This is a genomic window from Ruegeria sp. YTSC106, assembly GCF_059609765.1.
In genome coordinates this window covers 34,145-56,807 of the sequence record NZ_JBXWMI010000009.1, presented here as the reverse complement: position 1 = coordinate 56,807, position 22,663 = coordinate 34,145, and the positions used below count along the sequence as shown (strand labels likewise).

The window sequence follows — 22,663 nt, the reverse complement described above, 5'->3', positions numbered from 1 at the left end:
CGTCCTTCGCGGCAATCGTGGCCGCGAAGGGTCAACTTCTTTGTTTAGGATTTGCCGAAGTAGCGAAGCTGGGCTATACCATCAGGCCGCAGCGCAGGGATCACATTCGCTGAATGCACAACTGGGTTAGCCTCGTGGGTGATAAAGCGGTAAGCACCACTTTCTTCCATCAGATCTTGCGCCCGACGATACATAGTAGCCCGCTTGTCAAAATCTGTTTCCTGAGATGCTTCGATATGGATCCTGTCGAATTCCTCATTGCTGAAACGCTCCCAGTTCCAGATGCCGATTTGATCGGAAACGAACCATGATGTCGCATAATAAGGGTCTGGCGTCATCGAGTAGCGGTTCAAGATCAGCTGCAGGTTTTCATTGTCGCCTGAGGCCCAGAAGGCGCCGGATTCCAAATTGTTAATTTCAACCGTGATTCCGATTTGCGCCAGTGTCGCCTGAATAACCTGCGCCATCACCGAATTGGTTGTTTTGTTCAGGATGTCGAGAGTGAGCGTGACGTTGGTCTCCCCGGATTCCGCCAGCAATGCGGCCGCCTTCTCAAAGTTGGCTTCCGGTGGAATCAAGCCATTTTCACGATTCCCAGGCAGGCCCGGCGCAAGAATACCTGTCGATGCTTCGGCCGCATTGAAGTATGCCGCTTCAAGAATAGTAGGGACATCTATCGCATGCTGGATCGCCTGACGCAATTTTATGTTTTGGAGCTTTGGATGATCCAGGTTCATGCCTAACCAGACATAAAACAGCGATGGGTATTCGATCAGCGAACCACCGTTCGGGACACCTGCACGATAGCGCTCAACAGACCCCAGAGAGACACGTGTGAAATCCAACTCGCCCGCTTCAAACGCGATTTCAGCGGTGTTTTCATCGTCAATTGGATAAATCTCAATTGTGTCCCAAGCAGCAGCCTCACCTTTCCAGTCAGGGTTGCGTTTGAGCACGGACTTTGATTTCGCGCTCCAACTGTCACGCAGATAGGGACCAGATTCAGCCACCGGGTCCGTACCGATCCGCCCCCCCGCCGCTTCGGTTGCTTTCTTGGAGATAATATTGCCGGTGATGTAGGGCAAAGCGATCGAGAAGAGCGGTGTAAACGGCTCATTCATAACAATCGTTCCCTCACGCTCGCCTGTGACCTCAACATGGCTAAGTGGGCCCATGTCGGGTCTGTTTGTTGATGCAATTTCTTCGGAAACAATGCGCTCAAAAGAGAATTTAACATCCTCAGCCGTCATTGCCCCAAAGCCGTTGGTAAATCCGATATCGTCCCTTAGCGCGAATTTCACATGTGTAGGGTCGACTTGTTCGATCATTGTTGCCGCATCCAACTGCCAGTCCCATTCACGGCCCGGTTTGTACTGGATCAGCTTGTTGTAAACACATGAGTGCATTGTTTCGTCGACGAGGCCCACACTGTACGCGGGGTCCATGGACTTCAAATCACCATATGCTCGTACGCGCAGCACATCATCTGTCGAAGCCATTGCGGACGAGCCCATACCTATCGGCAGCGCAGATGCCGCGCCAAGAGCAGTTGCCCCTTTCAGAAATGTACGGCGCCCCACCGGTGCCTTTGTCCATTCGATTTTCATATTTTCCTCCCTTGGGTTGGTCTAAGAAGCCTTCTTGGTATGGTTTCAGCCCAATTATTTTCTATGGCCTCTGGTGTGTTTGGTATCGGTGACTGTCCGAAACAGCAGGTAAAGAACCATTGCTGCATCGAACTTCTGTTTGAAAGTGTGCTAAATGGTGCATACTTATGCTAACTTGAACGAACTAGAATAAAATAGAACAAGAGATCAGCTATGAAGAAGAATTTTTCTCAAAATCTACGCCACATGTGTGCAAGGAGTGGTTCGGTTTCACATGTCTGCCGCGAAATTGGGATTAACAGGCACCAGTTTGGCAGATATCTCAACGGCGTGAGCATGCCAGCTGCGCACAACCTGCACAGAATTTCATCTTACTTTAATGTTGCGGAAAGTGATCTGTTCGAACCCAATGATCAGTTCATTGAGAAACACAAACAACACTCCAGACACAGTGACGGAACCCCTGCCGATATTCTGGCAACTACATTTTCAGATCAATCAAAACGCTTGCGGCGCTATCTTGGACATTACCACGTCTACCTCACCACGCCGATCTGGGATGGGCAGATAATGTGTATCCTCACGCATATCTATGAACAGAACGGATATGTTGTCGCTCGAACCCTTCAACGCGCTAAATCGAAAGACGGGAGCATGCGCCAGCGTGCAAGATTCGATGGTCTAGCGACGTTTCGTGGAAATCGTATTTACGTTATTGAACGTGAGCCTGACGAGAATGGCAGCATCGTTGAGACAGTGTTGTATCCTGACCGTCGCCAACAGGTGAACTACCTGCGCGGGTTAACGCTTGGGGTTGCGTCCAGACCGGGCCTTGCTCCTTTTGTCTCCAAAACAATCTGGAAACGCATTAGCGAACAGATATCGGCACGCGAGGCCGTTCAAGCCTGTGGCGTCTACGGATTTCACAGTCGGGGTATTGCACCTACAGTACGCGAATTCATGCAATCACCCATCGATACTTTACCCCAGTAGAATTTACCTCCACAAAGGTACCAAAAGTCCCGTAGGAATTGACTATGAAATTAGTGCGTCAGTATGCTCGTTTCTGAGCTGTTTGATGCGATCTGGCTTGCCGACATCCCAGATCATAAGATCAACCGGGTCAACGACCTATTACACTGGAAATAGCGGCCACAAATGACTCAGACGTGCAGCGAACGGCAGGATCGATACCAGGTTTCCTAAACGAAGTTGAAAGTCTGGTCTTGGAAAATTTGCTGCCATGCAGAACGCGCAGCTCTGCGCGCACGAACCAAGCGAGTTCGGAGAGTCAAGAATTTTTGCTCAGCGAGCACGAGTCTCCTCAGCCCGCTCCTCTATTGTTGAACTAGCTCGCGGCGAAAGGTCGGTTTGGAATCAACCGGGATTGGCGTGATTGAACGACCGGTCTGGGTAAATCTGCTGCGCCGCCGAATTTTTCGCGCCGCCAGGGTGAAGTCTTTCTGCGTAAGCAATGGCGGCATGGGCAAAAGGCGGCTCCGTCCCGCAACACTGTCGTCCAACCCCGAGGGCCTGAATGACTGGTTTTCCCGCATGTGCATCCATGGAGTACATTGCAGGCATGTCTCCGAATGTTGCAGAACGCGTTTAGGAATGCCGCAACAGATCTCCTAAACAAGCCAACACTTGCAGTTAGATTAAAGCGAGTGACCCGCACTGCGGTGGCTATCCCTCGCATCTAGCTCTCGTTCAGCCGCTTCTCGGCGTCTTTCGCTAGTTTCCAGCTTGTCTCCAATCTCGCCTGAAGCGTGTCGTAATTCTGCTCCTCGCGCAGCAAGTCGGCCAATGTGGTGACGGACGTGAGATGTGATTTCATCAATAGCGCCACGCAATGCGCCAAGCCATTCACCTTGCTTTCGATCCTGCTGGTCGAGCGTTTCTCCAAGGCGTGCAATTCCTTGGCTGAGCTCTCGCAGGCCGTCACCAACCGCTCGACGGATGCGAGCAATTCGCGCTCCAATGCTGTCAGGGGCTGCGTCATTTAAGGCTCCTTGATCTCGATACAGATGATTGGCGTTTGCCCCATCGTGCAGCTCTTCAATTCCGCTCGGTCCGGGTCCAGCGTCACCCATGTCTGCCCCGCCTGCTCGATCTGTGTCAGGCCAAGTTCCGTCATCTCCGAATGCGCCATCAAACCCGTCCAAAACCAACTCGCCATCAGCACCGTTGCGATCCAGGCCGAGACCATCCCCACGATCACCCAGGGAGATATCGTCAGCCAGCGCCGGATCGTCTCGCTCCGCCTCTCCAACTCGCTCCTGCTGTCGCTCAGAAAGAACCTGATATCGGTCTCGATTGTATGCAGCGCGCTGGTCGCAATGCTGCTGAAATCGCTCTTGAAGCTCTCCAGTTGAGATGCCATCAAGGCGGCGTGGTCGCTGCGTACTGTCTCCAGGTCCGCGTTCAATTTCTCGGCGAGGCGGTTCGGCTTGCCAGTCGTCATGGAAAATCTCTCCTTTTAAACGCCAGCGCTCGCCGGTGTCGGGGTCTTGGGCGGTGATGTAATTCTTGCTCGCACGGGGGATCTCGAACCCCGCGTCAGTGAGTGTGTCGATCATGCTGGCGCGGTCGGTGATGGTGCCGACGCTGACCTGATCGAGGATCCAATCGTGCAGCGCCTCGCGACCTTGCGCGCGCGTCGGCGCTTCAATCGTCGCCCTTACTTCGCGGGCGCGTTCTGGCTCCAAAGGGTCTGCCCAATCGTGGGTCTTGTTCATCAGATCGCGCAGGCTGGAAAAGGCGTGCTCATGTCCCGGCGGAGCGATGTTCAGCGCCTTGCCCGTGCTCAGCTCAAGGCGTGGCGTGCAGAAATGCAGCTCGACATTGCCTTCATGCGAGTGGCGCACCCAAAGGCAATCGTATTGATCCCTTTCCAGCCCTGCAAAGGCCAGAGCCTCAAATAGCTCAATGGCCTCTTGCTGGGCGTCGGGACTGGGAGCATCGCTGTCCGCAAAGCTGATAACGCCTGCCGTATAGCTCCACTTGTTGGGGCTCGCGTCGATCAGGTCACGGGTTTGGTCCGGGTTACCGTGCAGCACCTCGGGCAGCGGGTCGCGGATCTTGGTTTGCGGCTGGCCGTTGTCAACGCGGATCAGATTGCGGTTCTCGTCATAGGCCAGAACTTCGCGCGCGGTCAGGTAGTCAACGGGGGCCGCCCCGCCACCGGTGCCAGTGGAGAAGAATGATATGATCATGCGTCACCGCCTGTGTGTGTCGCCACGATCTGCGCCAATTGCCGTTCGATGACCAAAAGCTGAGCAGCAACCTTGAGCGCATCGATCTGGCTCGCGCGGCCGGACTTGACCGCGACGTTGATCCAGCGGGCGAGCTGATTGAGGTTGCCGCCGACACGGGAAATCGCAAAGGTCAGCTTCGGGTCAACTTTGGGGGCGGGCTTGCGCCTACGCGCCTCGGTCAGCCCCAAAGCCTCGCGCATCAGCGTGGCATTGGGCAGGCCAGCGGCGCGCGCTTTGGCCACGAGCGCTGCCTTCTCCAGCGGGGTGCATCGAAAGATCACGCTCTCGGAAAGGGCCTCTTTGACGCCGCTTGCGTGCGCCTGGTTGGGGTTTGAAGGGGAGGCTTGCCGCCCCTCGCAAGTCCCGCCGATGTAATCGGTGGGTAACCTTGCTCTCTTCACATTGTGAGGACCAGTTGCGTTCATGATCGGAGCTCCGCCGCCTCGATTTCAGCAGGGCTGACCAGGTTTGCGGCCAGCAACGCGGTCACTTGGCCGGGCGTTATGTGGCGGCAAAGTGGGTGCTTGTCCGTGACCCAGTCGGCCAAACCTTTCAGCAATTCGGCCTCTTTGGCTTTGCCCGCTTCTCGCGCCTCCTCAACGTCGTGAAGGTATTTCAGCCAACGACCAGAGGTGAACCAATTGTCGGAGAAGCACACCTTGGATCGGGTGAAGCCTTCACTCTCGCTCGCATAGGCCTGAACGGCGTCCTCGAGGTCTTTGGGATCCACTCCGTTGGCCAGCGCTTGGCGGATTTGTGAGAGGCAAACCGCTTTGCTGCGAATACGATCCTCCGGATAGGCCGACAAAACTTTCTCAGAAACTTCATCCTCTACCGCCGCCTTCGCGTGCGAAGGATTTGGTTTTTGATATGGTTTATATCTGTTCTTATAGGATTTGCCCTCTGGGGCAGATGGCTTGCCCTCAGGGGCAAATGCATCATTTTCCCTTTCGGTCGGATCCATTTGCCCATTTGGGCAAATGGAGTTGCCCAGGGCATACCAAGAGGTCCGGTCATAGCGATCATCGCTGAAATTGCCCTTGATGATCAGCTCCGCGCCGACCAGCTTTTCGAGCGCTGTTCGGATCTGCTTCTCGCTTAGGTATGGGAACAATTCACCGAAGGCCGAGATCGAGTTGTAGGTCCAATAGCGACCGTCGCGCAGGTTGCGGCGATTGGCTTGGTTCTTCTCGATCCAGAAGGTGATGTTCTGGAAGATTACCGCCGCGTTCAGGCCAACACGTCCCGCGATTTCGGGATCAAAGCTATGGCGGCTCATGATTGGCCCCCGAAATACGCACAAACGTGCGATTTTTGTACAGGTTTTGTACGAGAAATCGGCCGTTTCAGCCGAGTTCGCCACGAAAGCCGACGGGCGTTTCTGCACACATTCGCACAACGCCCTGTAAATAAGCCATATTTTTCAGGTGGTTTTGGCGACCCCGGCAGGATTCGAACCTGCAACCTGCCCCTTAGGAGGGGGCTGCTCTATCCAGTTGAGCCACGGGGCCGCGTTTTGCCTTCTGTAACTGGGATTTTCCGGGTTGTCATCGCCTTTGCACAATTGTTGTACACACCGACGTGTTCACGCTACCATCTGGCAAAACAACAACGCAGGTGCCTCCCGTGAACAGTGAAACCAAACGCCCGCTTACCCTTCGTGATGTGTCCGAGGCTTCCGGTGTCTCAGAGATGACGGTGAGCCGGGTTCTGCGTAACAGGGGGGATGTGTCCGACGCCACCCGCACCCGCGTTCTGGCCGCCGCCAAAGATCTGGGATACGTCCCCAACAAGATCGCGGGCGCGCTGGCATCCAGCCGGGTCAACCTTGTCGCGGTGATCATCCCTTCGCTTTCGAACATGGTGTTCCCCGAGGTGATGACCGGCATCAATCAGGTGCTCGAAGATACCGAGTTGCAGCCTGTGGTTGGCGTGACGGATTATCTGCCCGAGAAAGAGGAAAAGGTGCTGTACGAGATGCTTTCGTGGCGACCCTCGGGCGTGATCATTGCAGGGCTTGAACACACTGACGCGGCCCGCGCCATGCTGGATTCGGCAGGTATTCCCGTGGTCGAGATCATGGATACCGATGGCAAACCTGTTGACGCGATGGTCGGCATTTCACACCGCCGGGCCGGACGTGAAATGGCGCAGGCGATCCTGAAGGCCGGGTATCAGCATATTGGCTTCATGGGCACCAAGATGCCGTTGGATCACCGCGCCCGGAAGCGCTTTGAAGGTTTTACCGAAGTACTGGGCAAACACGGGATCGAGATCGAAGATCGCGAGTTCTATTCTGGCGGCTCTGCCCTGGCCAAAGGGCGCGAGATGACGCAGGCCATGCTTGAACGCTCGCCCGAACTGGATTTCCTGTATTATTCCAACGACATGATCGGCGCTGGTGGTCTATTGTACCTGCTGGAACAGGGCGTAGATATTCCGGGGCAGATCGGTCTGGCCGGGTTCAACAACGTCGAGCTTTTGCAGGGTCTGCCGCGCAAATTGGCGACGATGGATGCCTGCCGTCTGGATATAGGCCGTCAGGCCGCACAGATCATCGCTGAACGCCTGAAGGATCCGGATTCTGAAATCGAGACACGAGTCACCCTGACCCCCAAGATCAGCTATGGCGATACTCTGAAACGGCGATGAGCGCCCCCCTGAAACGGCTCGACAACCGGACGGCCCGGGCTATTTTCATGGATCGTCACGCATTGGCCGAACAACCCTCGGGGGCGGCCAAGGGCGCCGAGCTTCTGGACCTCATCCAGCGGCTGGGGTTCGTACAACTCGACAGCATCAACACGGTTGCCCGCGCCCATGATATGATCCTTTTTTCCCGACGGCCTGCGTATCGCAGCGCCAACCTGAAAAGGCTCTATGAAAGGGAAAAAGCGCTGTTCGAACACTGGACACATGATGCGGCCGTGATCCCGATGTCGTTCTATCCCCACTGGCACCTGCGCTTTCAGCGAGATGCGGATCTTTTGAAAGCCCGTTGGAAGAACTGGCGACGGGATGGGTTCGAGCAACAGTTCGAGACTGTCTTGCAACACATCCGCGACCATGGACCAGTGTGTTCGTCAGACGTTGGCAAGGATGAAAAGAAAGGCTCGGGCGGTTGGTGGGATTGGCATCCGTCAAAAACCGCTTTGGAGTTTCTGTGGCGTTCCGGAGCACTGACCGTTGTGGGCCGCGATGGGTTCAAGAAACGCTATGACCTGACCGAGCGCGTGATTGAAACCCGGTTATGCCCCGGTAACATGCCGTGCGATGCAAAATCGACCGTGGATTGGCTGTGCAACGCGGCACTGGACCGGTTGGGGTTTGCAACGTCCGGAGAGCTCGCCGCATTCTGGGATACGGTCAGCGCTGCAGAGACCAAAAACTGGTGTGCCACGGCGTTGGCTCAAGGAAATATCGAAGAGATCGAAATCTCTTGCGCCGATGGACGCCTGCGCAAAACCTTTGCCCGCCCGAATTTGATGGATCGGGCAACCGACTTGCCGCAACCGCCCGGACGGATCCGAGTGCTCAGCCCGTTTGATCCGATGCTTCGGGACCGAAACCGGGCCGAGCGGCTGTTTGGATTTCATTATCGCATCGAAGTTTTCGTGCCCGAAGCCAGGCGGACATATGGGTATTACGTCTTCCCCTTGCTTGAAGGTGATCGATTGATCGGCCGGATCGACATGAAGGCGCATCGCGATCGCGACCTGCTGCATGTCAAGGCACTCTGGCCCGAACGCGGGGTGCGCTGGTCTGACGCCCGCAGCCGACGCCTGAACGCCGAGCTGGATCGGATACGCCGGCTGGCAGGCGTTGAACAGGTCAAGTTTGCAAGGGGTTGGCTGAAAGACCCTAAATAAGGCCTATTCCGCGTCAGTCAGGGTCAGTTTGATCGGTTCCAGCCCATCAATCTCTCCGGCTATCATGTCCCCGGCCACAACCGGGCCTACGCCGGCCGGTGTACCTGTCAGGATCAGATCGCCGGGGCGCAAATGGTAGAAACCGGACAGATGGCTGACAATTTCATCGATCTTCCAGATGAGCTCTTTCAGAGTAGCGTCCTGGCGCAGTTCGCCGTTCACACTCAAGCGGATGTTTTTGTCATCGTCCGGTGACCAGGCCGCCGCAGGGATCAGCGGCGCGAAGACTGCTCCGTTTTCGACATCTTTACCTAGGTCCCAAGGCCGCTGTTTGTCCCGCTCGCGGAATTGCAGATCACGGCGGGTCATATCGAGCGCACAGCCATAGGCATAAACCGCATCCCACGCCTGCGCACTCGAGGCGCTAAACACCGGCTTTCCGATGGCCAGCGCCAGCTCCATTTCGTGATGGTAATTCGTCGTCCCCGCCGGGTACGGAACCGTCGCGCCGGACAGGATCGCGTTTGGCGCGGATTTGGTGAAATAGAACGGCGCATCGCGATCCACTTCATTTCCCATCTCTGCTGCATGCGCGGCGTAGTTTCGCCCGACGCAGAAAATGCGTCCGACAGGATACCCGGCCGTCTCGCCAACGACAGGGATGGTTACGGGATCGGGAAGGGAAAACAGGCTGTTTGACATCGTGGTTCCTGAATTTTTCATCGCTGCCATCTTACGCCTGCCAGAGCTGCCAGCAAGCCGGGAATGCACGCTGGATTTCGCCAATATCCAAGAGTTTTTTCAGCGCGAACCTGCTCCATTCTGACCTGAACGCCCAGTGCCATTTGAATGCAGTTTCACATCCGCCTTTGTTGGCGCATCGGGGCTCGGCAGGTCGGAACTTTTCTTGGCCCAGGCTCAAGTCGGGTTAAGCTCTTAATCAGCGTGACGGGGCGAATCCATCTTCCGGGGTGTAAAGATATCAAAACAGCGCGGCTAGAAAAACAATCAGCCACAATGACGCGAGGAAACCACTTGCGGGCTCAGTTGTCGTTCAGCAAATGCCTGAGGTCAGTATTCATAACCAGCAGATGACGGTAGCCGCGAGTGCAATTGCTGAGATGAAGACCTTGGGACAACGATCATGGCGTGTCGCCACGCGCCCCCAATCCCTGAGCCTGCCAAACATAATCTCGATGCGATTTGTATCTGCGCTTGTCGTACTTGACCGGCGTCTTGTGAGGTCCGTATTCGCCAGAGGCATCTCGCCAGCGCAAACCATTGCGATTGATGAAGATAATCCCACTCAACACCCGATTGTCATCACCTCGAGGCTTACCGTGCGACTTCGGGAGGAAGGGGGCGCGCTTCGCCATCTGCTCGTCGGTTAGCCAATAAAGGTCGCTCAGGTCACCGCTCGGTTTTGAGAGCCCTTAATCACGCAGCGCACCGAAAATCAATCCAGCCTGACCCTGGCTGCTTGCAAAAGAGGACCGCCGGTTAGAGGTCCCGGCGGCTCAGACTTTGAGGCGTTACTGTTAAACCGGGATACCCGCTGGCAACGGTTTTATGCGACGACTTCCTGCTCGGGGGCGCTGAGTGAGATGACGAACACGACAGCCGCACCATTCAGCCAGTAGAACACCGCATCCAGCCCTGAGAAACCCAGAACGCTGGGGGCAAACAGGAAGGTGATGCCGACGATCAAGTCTACGGCTAGATGAAACTTGTAGGGAAGGACCCGCCAAATCCCAAGATGATGATCGGTCAGAACCGTCAGAACAAACGCAGCGACACCGGTGACAACGGAAAGCCACAGGGCCAGTGGGTTGGACTGACCCAATCCCAGCAGGAACGGCAACGTCATGAGGGCAATGGCAACAGGGTAGTCGAGGTAAGCATGGACATAGCGGGTAACGAAACGCAGGGACATGAGATCTTCCTTTTCTCAATTAATGATAGAAGGAAGTTAGGACGCCGAAGCTGAACGCTGAATTCCTGATCGTCTCTGATATCATACAGATCGTTCAGAATGCTTGGTGGATCAATGCATCGCCCGGTACGCAGCCGGCGATAGCCCAACCTGTTTCTTGAACACACGTGAGAAAGCTGCCTCAGAGGCATACCCAACCTCGGCGGCTGCATCTGCCACGTTCCATCGTGCCTCGGTCAGACCATGGCACGCGATCTGCATCCGCCAATCTGTGAGGTACTGCATCGGCGTTGTACCCATCTTTTCAGCAAAAAGCTGAGCAAAGGCAGTGCGCGACATACCCGCCACACGTGCCAATGACGCAACGCTCCAGTCATTGGCCGGGGCTTGATGGAACGCGGTCAACGCCCGCGAGATACGCAGATCAGCAAATCCTGCCAACGCAGAATCCTGCGGGCTCTGACGTTCCAGATAGGCCCGGATCGCCTGTGCAAACAGGACCTCGGACAGTTTCAGCGCGATCAGGTCGCCACCGATTCTTGCGCCTGAAACCTCAGAGCCAATCATGCGCAGTGTGGATTCCATCCACGATCCGGCCTCTTCGCCATAATTCTCGATCAGGATATAGGGCGGCAGGCGGTCGATCAGCATATGCCCGGTGCCGTTTCGGCCGGCCGGGCTGGTAAAAGAGAAATGACCGCAGATCAGCTGCGTATCCCGTTCCTCGTCATCACCGCCATAGACCAGCACGCCCTCGCCCTTGTAGCCCGCACGCTCCAGCACCTGCTCCAGAGGCAGTGCATCCAACGGCTTTACCTCGGCACAGAGCAACGCGTGCGGCGCCCCGTGGGGTATCAGGATCAAGTCCCCCTGCCTTAACCGCAGGGTTTCCCCCGTGGTCGAGACATGTACCTTGAGCTCGCCACGCTGCACAAAATGAAACCGGGCCACGTTTTCGAACCCCGGCACCTGAATTCCGAAGGGCGGCGTGAACGACGTGCGGAAATAAAATGTGCCACGCAGGGAAAGGCGGGTGAGAATATCGCTGAGAAGGTCCAACATGTGCTGAAGATACGCAATCTGTGCAATCCGTCCAGACGACTGAACGGTTTGCACAATAATTTGCACGTTTGGTAACAATCACACCCCGACAAAGCAGAGCGCAAAAGCTTACGAGCGGACCAGTTTCTCGTAGTCTTCGGCGATTTGGCGGGTCAGGTCGCCGACCTCGAATGTGTATGCGCCGATCTGCCCGACAGGCGTTACCTCGGCCGCGGTGCCGGTAAGCCAGCACTGTTCGAAGTCAGCCATTTCTTCGGGCTTGATGCGGCGTTCATGCACGGTAATGCCGTTGTCTTTCAGCATCTGGATCACCGTCTGGCGGGTGATGCCGTTCAGGAAGCAGTCTGCCAGCGGGGTATGCACCTCGCCATCCTTGACGAAAAACACGTTCGCACCGGTGGCCTCGGCCACGTATCCGCGCCAGTCCATGAACAAAGCGTCCGAGCATCCTTTGGCTTCGGCCTTGTGCTTGGAAATGGTGCAGATCATGTAGAGACCTGCTGCCTTGGCGTGAACCGGGATGGTTTCCGGGCTGGGGCGTTTCCATTCGGCAATGTCCAGCTTGGCACCCTGCATCTTGGCATCGCCGTAATAGGCACCCCAGGGCCAGACCGCGACCGCCATGCGAACAGGGTTGCGGGCCGACGCGACGCCCATATCCTCACCCGAGCCGCGCCAGACCAGCGCCCGCACATACGCGTCCTGCAAACCGCTGGCCTTCAGCGCTTCTTCCTTGGCGGCTTCGATTTCATCAACCGAATAAGGCATTGGCATATCCAGCGCCTCGGCCGAGGCGATCAGACGCCGGGAATGGTCGCGGCTTTTGAAGATCTTACCGTTGTATGCGCGCTCGCCTTCGAATACCGATGACGCATAGTGCATTGCGTGGGTCAGAATGTGCACGTTGGCCTCACGCCAGGGCACCAGTTTGCCATCCATCCAAATGGTGCCATCACGATCATCATACCCCGCCATGCGAAACCTCCTGAACCGGGTTGGGTTTTCGATTATTGCGTCAATTAAGTCCGATACGGACACAATATTGCGCAAAAACTGCGATTCGATACCGCTCTCCTCTTGGAATGTCAATAACGCTGACATAAACTCGGCCCCGGAGTAACGAATGAGGCATGATATGTCCGACATCCGCCCGACCCCGCGTTATGGGGGCGAGAGCCTGTTGTTTTTGACCGATGAGCAATTGCGGCAGGGGATCGAGGCCATGTTCTTCGCCTATCGCGGCTTTACGGCTGATCCCGATCGTATCCTCGCGGAACTGGCCTATGGCCGCGCCCACCACCGGGCAATCCACTTCATCAACCGCGCGCCGGGCACGACGGTCAACAACTTGTTGGCCATCCTTGGCGTGACAAAGCAGTCTCTAAACAGGGTTTTGCGAACCTTGATCGAGGATGGTCTGGTTGAAAGCCGCGTGGGGACAGTGGACAAACGCGAACGCCACCTATTTCTGACAGAACAGGGGAAGGTGCTGGAAACCACGCTGTCAGATGCCCAGCGGGCCAGAATGCGTGCCGCCTACAAGGATGCCGGTCCCGAAGCCGTGGCTGGATTTCGCAAAGTGCTTGAAGCAATGATGGATGCTGATATGCGTCATGCCTACACGAAACTTCGGGATACGACCTCATGAGCGATATGGATGCCCATCTGCTGATTGTCGACGATGACGAGCGCATTCGCGATCTGCTCAAGAAGTTTCTGATGCGAAACGGGTTTCTGGTTACAGCGGCACGGGATGCGGCCCACGCGCGGCGCGTATTGTCGGGGTTGGATTTCGACATGATCGTCATGGACGTGATGATGCCGGGCGAGGATGGTGTCAGTCTGACCCGTGCTTTGCGGGAAACGCATACGACACCGATCCTGCTGCTGACCGCAAAGGGTGAGACGGAACATCGGATCGCGGGCCTTGAGGCCGGGGCGGATGATTACCTGGCAAAACCGTTCGAGCCGAAGGAACTGCTGTTGCGGATCAACGCGATCCTGCGCCGGATGCCGGAAACGCCGGCAGAAGAAACCACGGCGAAGATCCTGAACCTCGGGCCCATCCGCTATGACATTGAACGCGGTGAGATGTGGCAGGGCGAAGACCCGGTCCGTCTGACCGCAACCGAAAGCCAGTTGATGAAGATATTCTCGGCCCAGCCCGGAGAGCCGATCAGCCGTGCCAAGCTGGTCGAGGATCTGGGTCGCGACAAGGGCCAGGCGCAGGAGCGCGCGGTGGATGTGCAGATCACGCGCCTTCGACGCAAAATCGAACAGGACCCCAAGCAGCCACGCTATTTGCAGACTGTGCGGGGCGCAGGGTATATGCTTGCGCCGGATTGAGGTGCCGCTACGCGGCCTATTTCGGCCTTCGGCGAGGATATTATTAGCCAGATGAAGATGGGATCCCAATGACGACTGCACTATTGACCCATGCCGATTGTCTGAGCCATGTGACGCCTGACGGGCACCCGGAGCGTGTGGCGCGGCTGGAGCACATTTTGCATGCATTGGAAGCGCTGGACCTGGAGCGGGTGACGGCTCCGCTGGCTGCGGATGACGATCTTCTGCGCATTCATCCAAAGAGTTATATTCGAGACATTCGATTCGCGCGCCCTTCGAATGGGTTCGCACAGATCGACGGGGATACGTTCCTGTCTCCGGGATCGGTGGACGCAGCCTACCGCGCGGCGGGTGCGGTGGTACGGGCGGTTGACCTGGTATTGAGCGGTGAAGCCTCGAATGCGTTCTGTGCCGTTCGCCCGCCGGGGCACCATGCGGAAACCGAAGCGGCAATGGGCTTTTGCCTGTTTGGAAATGCTGCATTGGCGGCGAAACACGCGCTGGACCATCACGGTTTGAATCGTGTGGCCGTAGTCGATTTCGATGTACACCATGGAAATGGAACCCAGGACCTGTTGTGGGATGAAGCACGGGCATTGGTGATAACCAGCCAGCAGATGCCTTTGTGGCCCGGATCGGGCCGGCCCGAGGAAACGGGTGTTCATGATACGGTTGTCAACATCCCTCTGGCGCCAGGCAGTGGCGGAGCCGAGATGCGGGCCGCCTATGAAACAAAGGCCTTTCCACGCCTGCGGGCTTTTAGGCCGGAACTGATTATCATTTCCGCCGGGTTCGACGCCCATCAGGACGACCCGCTCGCCAATCTGAACTGGGCTACCGATGACTTTGCCTGGATCACCGCAGAGCTGTGCAGAATTGCCAACGAGGTCTGTAGCGGTCGTATCGTCTCGACTCTGGAGGGCGGGTATGATCTGAACGCACTGGCTGAGGCCACACGCGCCCATGTGGAAGAATTGATAAAGGCAGCCCGATGACTGAGACCTCCGTAGACCAGATGACATTCGAACAGGCGATGAAAGAGCTTGAGGCCGTAGTTGGCCAGCTGGAACGTGGCGACGTCGCGCTGGATCAATCAATTGCGCTCTATGAACGCGGCGCGGCGCTGAAGAAGCGGTGCGAGGATGAGTTGAAGCGCGCAGAAGAAAAAGTCGCAGCGATCACTCTGGATGCCAACGGTCAGCCAACTGGTACGACGCCCGCCGAAGGTCTGTGAATGTTCCCCGAAAGACTTGCGCAGGATGCAGCCAGCATTCAATGCCAGTTTGATCTGGTTCTAGGCGCATTTGAAGACGTCGATGTGACCCGGGCCATGGCATATGCCACCCGAGGCGGCAAACGATTGCGCGGGTTTCTGGCTTTGGAAAGTGCCCGACTTCATGATGTCGAAGAGAGTCGTGCGATCTGGCCTGCAACGGCTATTGAAGCGCTGCACGCTTATTCTTTGGTGCATGACGACCTGCCCTGCATGGATGACGATGACCTGCGCCGCGGTCGTCCCACTGTTCACGTGGAATGGGATGAAGGGACAGCGGTTCTGGCCGGCGATGCCCTTCACACGCTTGCTTTCGAGCTGTGCATGCATACGGAGGTGGGAGGAGCAGACATTCGTGCAGATCTTGCCCTGACGCTGGCCAGAGCCAGCGGCGCACAAGGGATGGTGCTGGGACAGGCGCTGGACATTGCAGCTGAAACCGCCGCCGAACCGCTGTCGCTGGACGAGATCACGCGTCTTCAGGCCGGCAAGACGGGCGCTCTGATCGAGTGGTCTGCCTGCGTTGGAGCAACTATGGCCCATTCAGACCCGGAACCGTTGCGCCAATATGCCCGGGCACTGGGCCTTGCTTTTCAGATCGCCGATGACATCCTTGATATTGAGGGCGATGCCAAAAAGGCAGGCAAACGTTTGCAAAAGGATACCGAGGCAGGGAAAGCCACCTTTGTTTCACTTTTGGGTCTGCCCGCTGCCAAAGCCCGCGCAGGTGAGCTGGTGGATCAGGCCTGTACAGCTTTGGATGGGTATGGTCCGAAGGCAGAAACCTTGAAGGAAGCCGCCCGCTTCGTTATTGCCCGGGACAGCTAAGCCAGGAACGCGCCACATGTCTGACCGCCCAAACACGCCACTGCTGGACCTTGTAAGCCGCCCTGCGGATCTCAAGCAGTTCTCGGACGCGCAACTGCACCAGGTCGCTCAGGAGCTGCGGGCGGAAACGATCTCGGCTGTTTCCGTCACCGGCGGGCATCTGGGGGCTGGCTTGGGTGTCGTTGAATTGACTACGGCGTTGCACGCTGTGTTTGATACGCCCCGAGACAAGATCATCTGGGATGTGGGTCATCAGTGCTATCCGCACAAAATCCTGACCGAGCGACGTGATCGCATCCGAACTCTGCGCATGAAGGATGGCCTCAGCGGCTTCACCAAGCGCAGCGAGAGCCCCTATGATCCATTTGGCGCGGCGCATTCCAGCACGTCGATCAGCGCTGCCCTGGGTTTTGCTGTCGCACGGGATCTGGGGGGCGTAACGCCTGAAGGGTTGGGTGACGCAATTGCAGTGATCGGCGATGGCTCGATGTCTGCGGGCATGGCTTTTGAGGCGATGAACAATGCAGGCCACCTGAAAAAGCGTCTGATTGTCATTCTGAACGACAACGAGATGAGCATCGCGCCCCCGGTTGGTGCCTTGTCCAGCTATTTGTCGCGTATCTATAGCGAAGAACCGTTTCACGATCTGAAAGCTGCTGCCAAAGGCGCTGTCTCATTGTTGCCTGAGCCATTCCGAGAAGGCGCCAAGCGCGCCAAGGAGATGCTAAAAGGCTTGGCGGTGGGTGGCACGCTGTTTGAAGAGCTTGGGTTTTCCTATCTCGGCCCGATAGATGGCCATGATATGGACCAGCTGCTGCCAGTTCTGCGCACTGTGAAATCGCGGGCAACCGGGCCGATCCTGATCCATGTATTGACGAAAAAAGGCAAGGGCTATGCCCCCGCCGAGCAGGCACGCGACAAAGGTCATGCCACGGCAAAGTTTGATGTGGTGACTGGGGAACAGAAGAAGGCGCCCTCAAACGCGCCATCTTATACATCTGTATTTGGCAAGGCGCTGGTGGACGAGGCCGCGCGAGACGACAAGATCGTCGCAGTGACTGCTGCAATGCCGGACGGTACCGGTCTGAACCTGTTCGCTGAACGCTATCCGTCGCGTTGCTTTGATGTGGCGATTGCCGAGCAGCACGGCGTGACGTTTTCGGCTGCGCTTGCAGCAGGAGGAATGAAGCCGTTTTGCGCTATGTATTCGACCTTCCTGCAGCGGGGCTATGACCAGGTTGTACATGACGTGGCAATTCAGCGCTTGCCCGTACGTTTTGCAATCGACCGGGCAGGGTTGGTCGGGGCCGACGGCGCCACCCACGCAGGGTCGTTCGACATTGCCTATTTGGCCAATCTTCCAGGTATGGTCGTCATGGCTGCCGCTGATGAGGCCGAGCTGATGCATATGGTGGCAACTGCTTCCGCACATGACGAAGGCCCCATCGCCTTCCGCTATCCGCGCGGTGAAGGCGTCGGAGTTGATTTGCCCGAACGTGGAGAGATTCTTGAGATCGGCAAGGGCCGCATTCTCCAGAATGGCGCGCGGGTGGCTCTGCTTTCCTTTGGTACACGTCTGGCCGAGGTCCAGAAGGCGGCGGAATCCCTTTCAGCCAAGGGCATAACGCCCACGATTGCCGACGCTCGTTTTGCCAAACCTCTTGATCGCGACCTTATCCTGGATCTGGCGTCCAGCCACGAAGCTTTGATTACCATCGAAGAAGGGGCTGTTGGTGGATTCGGCAGCCATGTCGCGCAATTACTGGCGGAAGAAGGTGTATTTGATCTGGGGCTGAAGTACCGCTCGATGGTTTTACCTGATACCTTCATTGATCAAGCGAATCCTGCGGACATGTATTCTGTGGCCGGCATGAATGCCGAACATATCGAGGCGAAAGTACTGGACGTTCTGGGCGTCGCCTCGATCGGAGAGAAACGCGCTTAGCGCGCCTGTCAGTGGGGTAGCGGGCGTCTGGAACGCCGACCTCTGTTTGATCAGGTTTTTTTTCTGGTGCCGCTGAAGGGACTCGAACCCCCGACCCCATCATTACGAATGACGTGCTCTACCAGCTGAGCTACAGCGGCACCTTAAGCCATACGGATCTGGTTATGACCGGATGCGAAAGGTCGTTTAAACTGTCACTCTGCCGCCTGCAAGCCCGGTTGTAATCGGTTTGGTGTCGCCTGGCTCGGCGACCGATCTCAACCTGTGAGCCGTCAGCCTGTAACCAACCTGTCGAATTGGAATTTTGGTTAGTGAATTTATTGTAACGTCGCGGATTCAAAATTGACTGAATTTCAATAATTCCATATTTCATGAAATATGATAAAAGAGATAATCGATCAACTTGCTATCCTTGGCCACTCGCAACGTATCACCGTGTTTCGCATGTTGATGCGACGGTTTCCTGACAGGGTTCCCGCGGGCGAGCTGGCGACAGAGCTGGGTGTCAAACCCAGCACCATGTCGAACTACCTGAATGCGCTGCTACGGTCGGGGCTTGTTAAGCAGGAACGATCCGGGACGTCTCTGCTCTATTCGATTGAAATGAAGAATGTGCAGCAAATGCTCGATTTCCTGATTGTGGACTGCTGCCGCGGCCGACCTGATCTTTGTTTACCTTCGACCAAGGGAAGTGAGACTATGACTGACCGGAAGTTCAATGTGCTGTTCATTTGTTTCGGCAACTCTGCCCGCTCTATTTTTGCCGAATCCCTGCTGCGCGAGATCGGCGGAGATCGGTTCAACGCGTATTCAGCCGGGACACAACCAAGTTCGGAGCTAAACCCCTTTGCGGTGCAGGTTTTACGCGACAAAGGGCACGATACCTCGATCCTGCGGTCAAAGAATCTGTCCGAGTTTTCGGCACCGGACGCGCCTGCCATGGATTTTGTCTTCACCGTCTGCAACCAGGCGGCCAACGAGGAATGTCCGGCATGGGAAAGCCAACCGATAAGTGGCCACTGGGGTATGGAAGATCCGGTCAAGGCCGATGGCACCGACGCCGAGAAAAGCCTGGCCTTTCAAAACGCCTATGGCGCACTGAAGCGACGGATTCAGGCCTTTACAACGTTGCCGGTCGAAAGCCTTGACCGGATCGCCTTGCAATCCGTCATTGATGAAATCGGGCGCGCTTCACTCGAGGAAACGAAATGACAACCTACGCACTGAACGGCCTCGGCCGGATGGGAAAACTGGCCCTGAAACCTCTGCTTGAACGAGGCGCAAAGATAGCCTGGATCAACGATGCCGTCGATGATCCCGAGATGCATGCGCATCTGCTGGAATTCGACACGGTGCACGGGCGCTGGGACGCAGAATTTGCCCATGATGCCGACAGCATCTCGGTTAACGGAACCCGCCTGCCTTTTATTGGCACCAAAGACCTGAGCGCGTTGCCGCTGGACGGTGTTGACGTGGTGATCGACTGCACCGGCGTGTTCAAGACCGAGGCGAAGCTGGCAACGTATTTTGACGCTGGGGTGAAGAAGGTTGTTGTCTCTGCTCCGGTCAAGGATGGTCCGACAGCCAATATCGTCATGGGTGTAAATGACGGAACCTACGACCCCGCGGCGCATAGGATCGTTACGGCGGCCTCGTGCACGACAAACTGTCTTGCGCCTGTCGTAAAGGTCATTCACGAAAACCTGGGCATCCGCCATGGATCGATGACGACGATTCACGACGTAACCAACACGCAAACCATTGTGGACCGGCCTGCCAAGGATCTTAGGCGCGCACGCTCGGCCCTGAACTCTTTGATCCCGACGACGACAGGCTCGGCCACGGCCATCACTTTGATCTATCCGGAACTCAAAGGTCGTTTGAACGGCCACGCGGTTCGGGTGCCGTTGCTGAACGCCTCGCTGACCGATTGCGTATTCGAGGTTGAACGCGAAACCACGGTTGAAGAGGTCAACGCCTTCTTCAAAGCCGCAGCCGAGGGTGAACTGAAGGGCATTTTGGGATATGAGACGCGCCCGCTGGTGTCCACCGATTATACCAATGACGAACGCTCTTCGATCGTCGATGCACCATCGACCATGGTTGTGAACGGGACGCAGGTGAAAATCTACGCGTGGTACGACAACGAGATGGGTTATGCGCACCGGCTGGTGGATGTCGCGCTGATGGTCGGGGCATCGTTGTGACGCATCGGCCCGAAGGACTGTCGGCCTATATCGCGGTCACGGCTGCCTATTGGGCCTTCATGCTGACCGACGGGGCGCTCAGGATGTTGGTGCTGTTGCACTTTCACACCCTGGGCTTCTCGCCGGTGCAGCTTGCCTATCTGTTTGTGCTCTATGAAATCGCCGGGATTGTCACCAACCTGTCCGCCGGTTGGATCGCCGCACGGTTCGGGCTGACCTCGACCCTCTATGCTGGGCTGGGGTTGCAGATCGTCGCGTTGCTCGTCATGACGCAGCTTGACCCGAACTGGACCGTCGCAGCTTCGGTCACATTTGTCATGATTGTGCAAGGGGCCAGCGGAGTGGCCAAGGATCTGGCCAAGATGTCTTCGAAATCGGCGGTCAAGTTGCTGGCTCCATCCGAAGGAGGCGAGTTGTTTCGATGGGTTGCGATTCTGACAGGTTCCAAAAACGCCGTAAAAGGGCTGGGATTCCTGTTGGGGGCCGCCATGCTTGCAACGCTGGGCTTCATACCGGCAGTGCTTGCCATGGCCGCCGTTCTGGCGGTGATCCTGGTCGCATTGAAGCTGTTCATGCCTGCGGGCCTGCCGAAGGGGCGCAAGGATACCAAGTTCTCTGAGGTTTTTTCAAAATCCGCAAATGTGAACTGGTTGTCTGCAGCACGTGTCTTCTTGTTCGGCGCGCGGGATGTTTGGTTCGTGGTCGGCATCCCGATCTATTTCTATGCTGTTCTTTCAGATGGCACCGAAGAGGGTAATCGGGTCGCGTTCTTCATGATCGGAACATTCATGGCGGTATGGATCATCCTCTATGGAGCCGTGCAAGCCAACGCGCCAAGGATTCTTCGTGCGTCAGATCGAACCGAAGGTGATCTGATCCGCGCTGCACGCAGCTGGGCGGCGATCCTGTTCTGTGTTCCTGCGGCTCTAACACTGGGTGTGTTGATTTCGGATGGTCCCGAGACCTGGCTGACCCTGACACTCATCGCAGGCTTGCTGATCTTCGGTGTGATCTTCGGGGTCAACTCATCGCTGCATTCCTATTTGATTCTTGCCTTCACCCGGTCCGAGCGTGTGACGATGGATGTCGGCTTTTACTACATGGCCAATGCGACAGGGCGGTTGGCCGGCACCGTTTTGTCTGGCCTGACCTATCAGGTCGGGGGGCTGCCCCTGGTGCTGGGCACGGCGGCCGTGATGGTTGGCCTCGCTGCTCTGACGTCCGGCAAACTTACGGATCAAACTTCTGAGGCGCTATTATGAGCATTTTTGAACGGTATCTCACGATCTGGGTTGCGCTTGCGATGATCGGTGGCGTCCTGATCGGACTGGCCGCGCCGGGTCTGGTGCAGCTGGTGGCAAAAGCCGAGATTGCCAGTGTCAACCTGGTCGTGGCGGTGCTGATCTGGGCAATGGTTTACCCGATGATGGTCAACGTCGATTTCGGCGCAGTCGCCGGGGTTGCCCGCCAGCCGCGTGGTCTGATTGTGACCCTGGTGGTGAACTGGCTGATAAAACCTTTCACCATGGCACTGCTGGCCGTTCTGTTTTTTGACTATGTCTTCGCGCCCTGGATCGCGCCCGAAGATGCTGCGCAATACACTGCCGGTCTGATCCTGCTGGGTGCAGCCCCTTGCACCGCCATGGTGTTTGTGTGGTCGCAACTGACCAAAGGCGACGCGACCTACACGCTGGTTCAGGTCTCGGTCAATGATCTGATCATGGTCGTGGCATTTGCGCCGATCGTGGCCTTTTTGCTGGGGGTCACTGACATCGAAGTGCCGTGGCAGACTTTGGTTTTGGCCACAGTCCTTTATGTGGTGCTGCCGCTTATCGCAGGGTTGATCACTCGCCAAAAACTAGGCTCTAAAACGGCCATAGAAGCCTTTTCGGCGCGGGTGAAACCGTGGTCCGTCATGGGATTGATTGCAACTGTAGTTATCCTGTTCGGCCTGCAAGGTCAGACCATTCTTGCGAAACCTGCGGTCATCGTTCTGATCGCCGTTCCCATTCTGATCCAAAGCTACGGTATTTTTGCCATTGCCTATGGCGCCGCTTATGCGCTGAAGGTTCCCCACCGGATCGCAGCGCCATGTGCCATGATCGGGACATCGAACTTCTTCGAACTGGCCGTTGCCGTTGCAATCAGCTTGTTCGGCCTTCATTCCGGCGCGGCACTGGCGACGGTTGTGGGTGTCCTTGTCGAAGTGCCGGTGATGCTGTCGCTTGTGGCATTCGCCAACCGAACCCGCCAGCGTTTTCCGGAGCCTGCGACACGATAGGATTGGTCAACGCAGCAGAACGACTGTCATATCTGGCGGCTGCGCGCCGCCAGAG

21 protein-coding genes, 2 tRNA genes and 1 pseudogene are annotated in these 22,663 nt (G+C 56.7%); 13 read left to right on the top strand and 11 right to left on the bottom strand.

Annotated features, from left to right (window positions below; translation table 11 throughout):
• Positions 1–44 precede the first annotated feature (44 nt).
• Positions 45–1,607 carry an ABC transporter substrate-binding protein gene (locus tag AC2FEB_RS13610; RefSeq protein WP_496884117.1) on the bottom strand — a complete coding sequence of 521 codons (1,563 nt, stop codon included), beginning with the start codon at positions 1,605–1,607 and terminating at the stop codon, positions 45–47.
• A 213-nt stretch (positions 1,608–1,820) separates the two neighbouring features.
• Between AC2FEB_RS13610 and AC2FEB_RS13605 the strand changes: the two genes are divergently transcribed.
• On the top strand, positions 1,821–2,600 hold the full coding sequence (locus AC2FEB_RS13605) for a helix-turn-helix transcriptional regulator (protein WP_496884116.1): 780 nt from the start codon (positions 1,821–1,823) through the stop codon (positions 2,598–2,600).
• Between the two features lie 665 nt (positions 2,601–3,265).
• On the opposite strand, the gene AC2FEB_RS13600 is transcribed toward AC2FEB_RS13605, so the two are convergent.
• The 4 genes from AC2FEB_RS13600 to AC2FEB_RS13585 form a co-directional block, all read right to left on the bottom strand.
• On the bottom strand, positions 3,266–4,822 hold the full coding sequence (locus tag AC2FEB_RS13600; protein WP_496884115.1) for a relaxase family protein: 1,557 nt from the start codon (positions 4,820–4,822) through the stop codon (positions 3,266–3,268).
• Positions 4,819–5,289, bottom strand: a complete 471-nt coding sequence (locus AC2FEB_RS13595) for a plasmid mobilization protein (protein ID WP_496884114.1) — start codon at positions 5,287–5,289, stop codon at positions 4,819–4,821. The genes AC2FEB_RS13600 and AC2FEB_RS13595 overlap by 4 nt, the downstream gene beginning before the upstream one ends.
• Positions 5,286–6,143 (bottom strand): hypothetical protein, encoded by an 858-nt coding sequence (locus AC2FEB_RS13590; protein ID WP_496884113.1) that lies wholly within the window; start codon positions 6,141–6,143, stop codon positions 5,286–5,288. The genes AC2FEB_RS13595 and AC2FEB_RS13590 overlap by 4 nt, the downstream gene beginning before the upstream one ends.
• A gap of 155 nt (positions 6,144–6,298) precedes the next feature.
• Positions 6,299–6,375: transfer RNA gene (locus AC2FEB_RS13585), tRNA-Arg, on the bottom strand.
• 115 nt (positions 6,376–6,490) lie between these two features.
• On the opposite strand from AC2FEB_RS13585, the gene AC2FEB_RS13580 reads away from it, so the two are divergent.
• Complete coding sequence (locus AC2FEB_RS13580; RefSeq protein ID WP_299643949.1) at positions 6,491–7,516, top strand: LacI family DNA-binding transcriptional regulator; 1,026 nt, start codon at positions 6,491–6,493, stop codon at positions 7,514–7,516.
• Entirely contained in the window at positions 7,513–8,733 is a 1,221-nt protein-coding gene (locus AC2FEB_RS13575) for a winged helix-turn-helix domain-containing protein (RefSeq protein WP_496673481.1), read from the top strand. The genes AC2FEB_RS13580 and AC2FEB_RS13575 overlap by 4 nt, the downstream gene beginning before the upstream one ends.
• Positions 8,734–8,736: 3 nt before the next feature.
• Here AC2FEB_RS13575 and AC2FEB_RS13570 read toward each other — a convergent pair whose 3' ends face one another.
• The 5 genes and pseudogenes from AC2FEB_RS13570 to AC2FEB_RS13550 form a co-directional block, all read right to left on the bottom strand.
• Entirely contained in the window at positions 8,737–9,435 is a 699-nt protein-coding gene (locus AC2FEB_RS13570; protein ID WP_496884141.1) for a fumarylacetoacetate hydrolase family protein, read from the bottom strand.
• Positions 9,436–9,811: 376 nt separating this feature from the next.
• A pseudogene (locus tag AC2FEB_RS13565) lies at positions 9,812–10,142 on the bottom strand (transposase).
• A gap of 158 nt (positions 10,143–10,300) precedes the next feature.
• The gene (locus tag AC2FEB_RS13560; RefSeq protein ID WP_496673478.1) at positions 10,301–10,666 is read right to left on the bottom strand and encodes an SPW repeat domain-containing protein; all 366 of its coding nucleotides are present in this window, start codon (positions 10,664–10,666) and stop codon (positions 10,301–10,303) included.
• Between the two features lie 111 nt (positions 10,667–10,777).
• On the bottom strand, positions 10,778–11,728 hold the full coding sequence (locus AC2FEB_RS13555; RefSeq protein WP_496673738.1) for an AraC family transcriptional regulator: 951 nt from the start codon (positions 11,726–11,728) through the stop codon (positions 10,778–10,780).
• 108 nt (positions 11,729–11,836) lie between these two features.
• Complete coding sequence (locus AC2FEB_RS13550; protein ID WP_117871424.1) at positions 11,837–12,703, bottom strand: branched-chain amino acid aminotransferase; 867 nt, start codon at positions 12,701–12,703, stop codon at positions 11,837–11,839.
• A gap of 160 nt (positions 12,704–12,863) precedes the next feature.
• On the opposite strand from AC2FEB_RS13550, the gene AC2FEB_RS13545 reads away from it, so the two are divergent.
• The 6 genes from AC2FEB_RS13545 to dxs all read left to right on the top strand — a co-directional run bounded on the left by AC2FEB_RS13545 (position 12,864) and on the right by dxs (position 18,120).
• Positions 12,864–13,376, top strand: a complete 513-nt coding sequence (locus AC2FEB_RS13545) for a MarR family winged helix-turn-helix transcriptional regulator (protein WP_299899934.1) — start codon at positions 12,864–12,866, stop codon at positions 13,374–13,376.
• Entirely contained in the window at positions 13,373–14,074 is a 702-nt protein-coding gene (locus tag AC2FEB_RS13540; protein ID WP_152459691.1) for a response regulator, read from the top strand. Before AC2FEB_RS13545 ends, AC2FEB_RS13540 begins: the two co-directional genes overlap by 4 nt.
• Before the next feature lie 68 nt (positions 14,075–14,142).
• Positions 14,143–15,069: a histone deacetylase family protein gene (locus AC2FEB_RS13535; protein WP_496673473.1), complete on the top strand. Its 927-nt coding sequence runs from the start codon at positions 14,143–14,145 to the stop codon at positions 15,067–15,069.
• Positions 15,066–15,308 (top strand): exodeoxyribonuclease VII small subunit, encoded by a 243-nt coding sequence (locus tag AC2FEB_RS13530; protein WP_117871432.1) that lies wholly within the window; start codon positions 15,066–15,068, stop codon positions 15,306–15,308. The genes AC2FEB_RS13535 and AC2FEB_RS13530 overlap by 4 nt, the downstream gene beginning before the upstream one ends.
• Complete coding sequence (locus AC2FEB_RS13525) at positions 15,309–16,175, top strand: polyprenyl synthetase family protein (protein WP_117871434.1); 867 nt, start codon at positions 15,309–15,311, stop codon at positions 16,173–16,175.
• A 16-nt stretch (positions 16,176–16,191) separates the two neighbouring features.
• Entirely contained in the window at positions 16,192–18,120 is a 1,929-nt protein-coding gene (dxs, locus tag AC2FEB_RS13520; RefSeq protein WP_496673469.1) for a 1-deoxy-D-xylulose-5-phosphate synthase, read from the top strand.
• A gap of 64 nt (positions 18,121–18,184) precedes the next feature.
• Here dxs and AC2FEB_RS13515 read toward each other — a convergent pair.
• Positions 18,185–18,260: transfer RNA gene (locus AC2FEB_RS13515), tRNA-Thr, on the bottom strand.
• Between the two features lie 238 nt (positions 18,261–18,498).
• Between AC2FEB_RS13515 and AC2FEB_RS13510 the strand changes: the two genes are divergently transcribed.
• The 4 genes from AC2FEB_RS13510 to arsB are packed head-to-tail and all read left to right on the top strand — an operon-like array spanning position 18,499 to position 22,608.
• A complete protein-coding gene (locus AC2FEB_RS13510; protein ID WP_496673466.1) occupies positions 18,499–19,332 on the top strand; it encodes an arsenate reductase/protein-tyrosine-phosphatase family protein in 834 nt (277 codons plus the stop codon).
• Complete coding sequence (locus AC2FEB_RS13505; RefSeq protein ID WP_496673463.1) at positions 19,329–20,327, top strand: ArsJ-associated glyceraldehyde-3-phosphate dehydrogenase; 999 nt, start codon at positions 19,329–19,331, stop codon at positions 20,325–20,327. Before AC2FEB_RS13510 ends, AC2FEB_RS13505 begins: the two co-directional genes overlap by 4 nt.
• Positions 20,324–21,589 carry an organoarsenical effux MFS transporter ArsJ gene (gene arsJ / locus AC2FEB_RS13500; protein ID WP_496673460.1) on the top strand — a complete coding sequence of 422 codons (1,266 nt, stop codon included), beginning with the start codon at positions 20,324–20,326 and terminating at the stop codon, positions 21,587–21,589. The genes AC2FEB_RS13505 and arsJ overlap by 4 nt, the downstream gene beginning before the upstream one ends.
• The gene (gene arsB, locus AC2FEB_RS13495; RefSeq protein ID WP_496673457.1) at positions 21,586–22,608 is read left to right on the top strand and encodes an ACR3 family arsenite efflux transporter; all 1,023 of its coding nucleotides are present in this window, start codon (positions 21,586–21,588) and stop codon (positions 22,606–22,608) included. The genes arsJ and arsB overlap by 4 nt, the downstream gene beginning before the upstream one ends.
• Positions 22,609–22,663 lie beyond the last annotated feature (55 nt).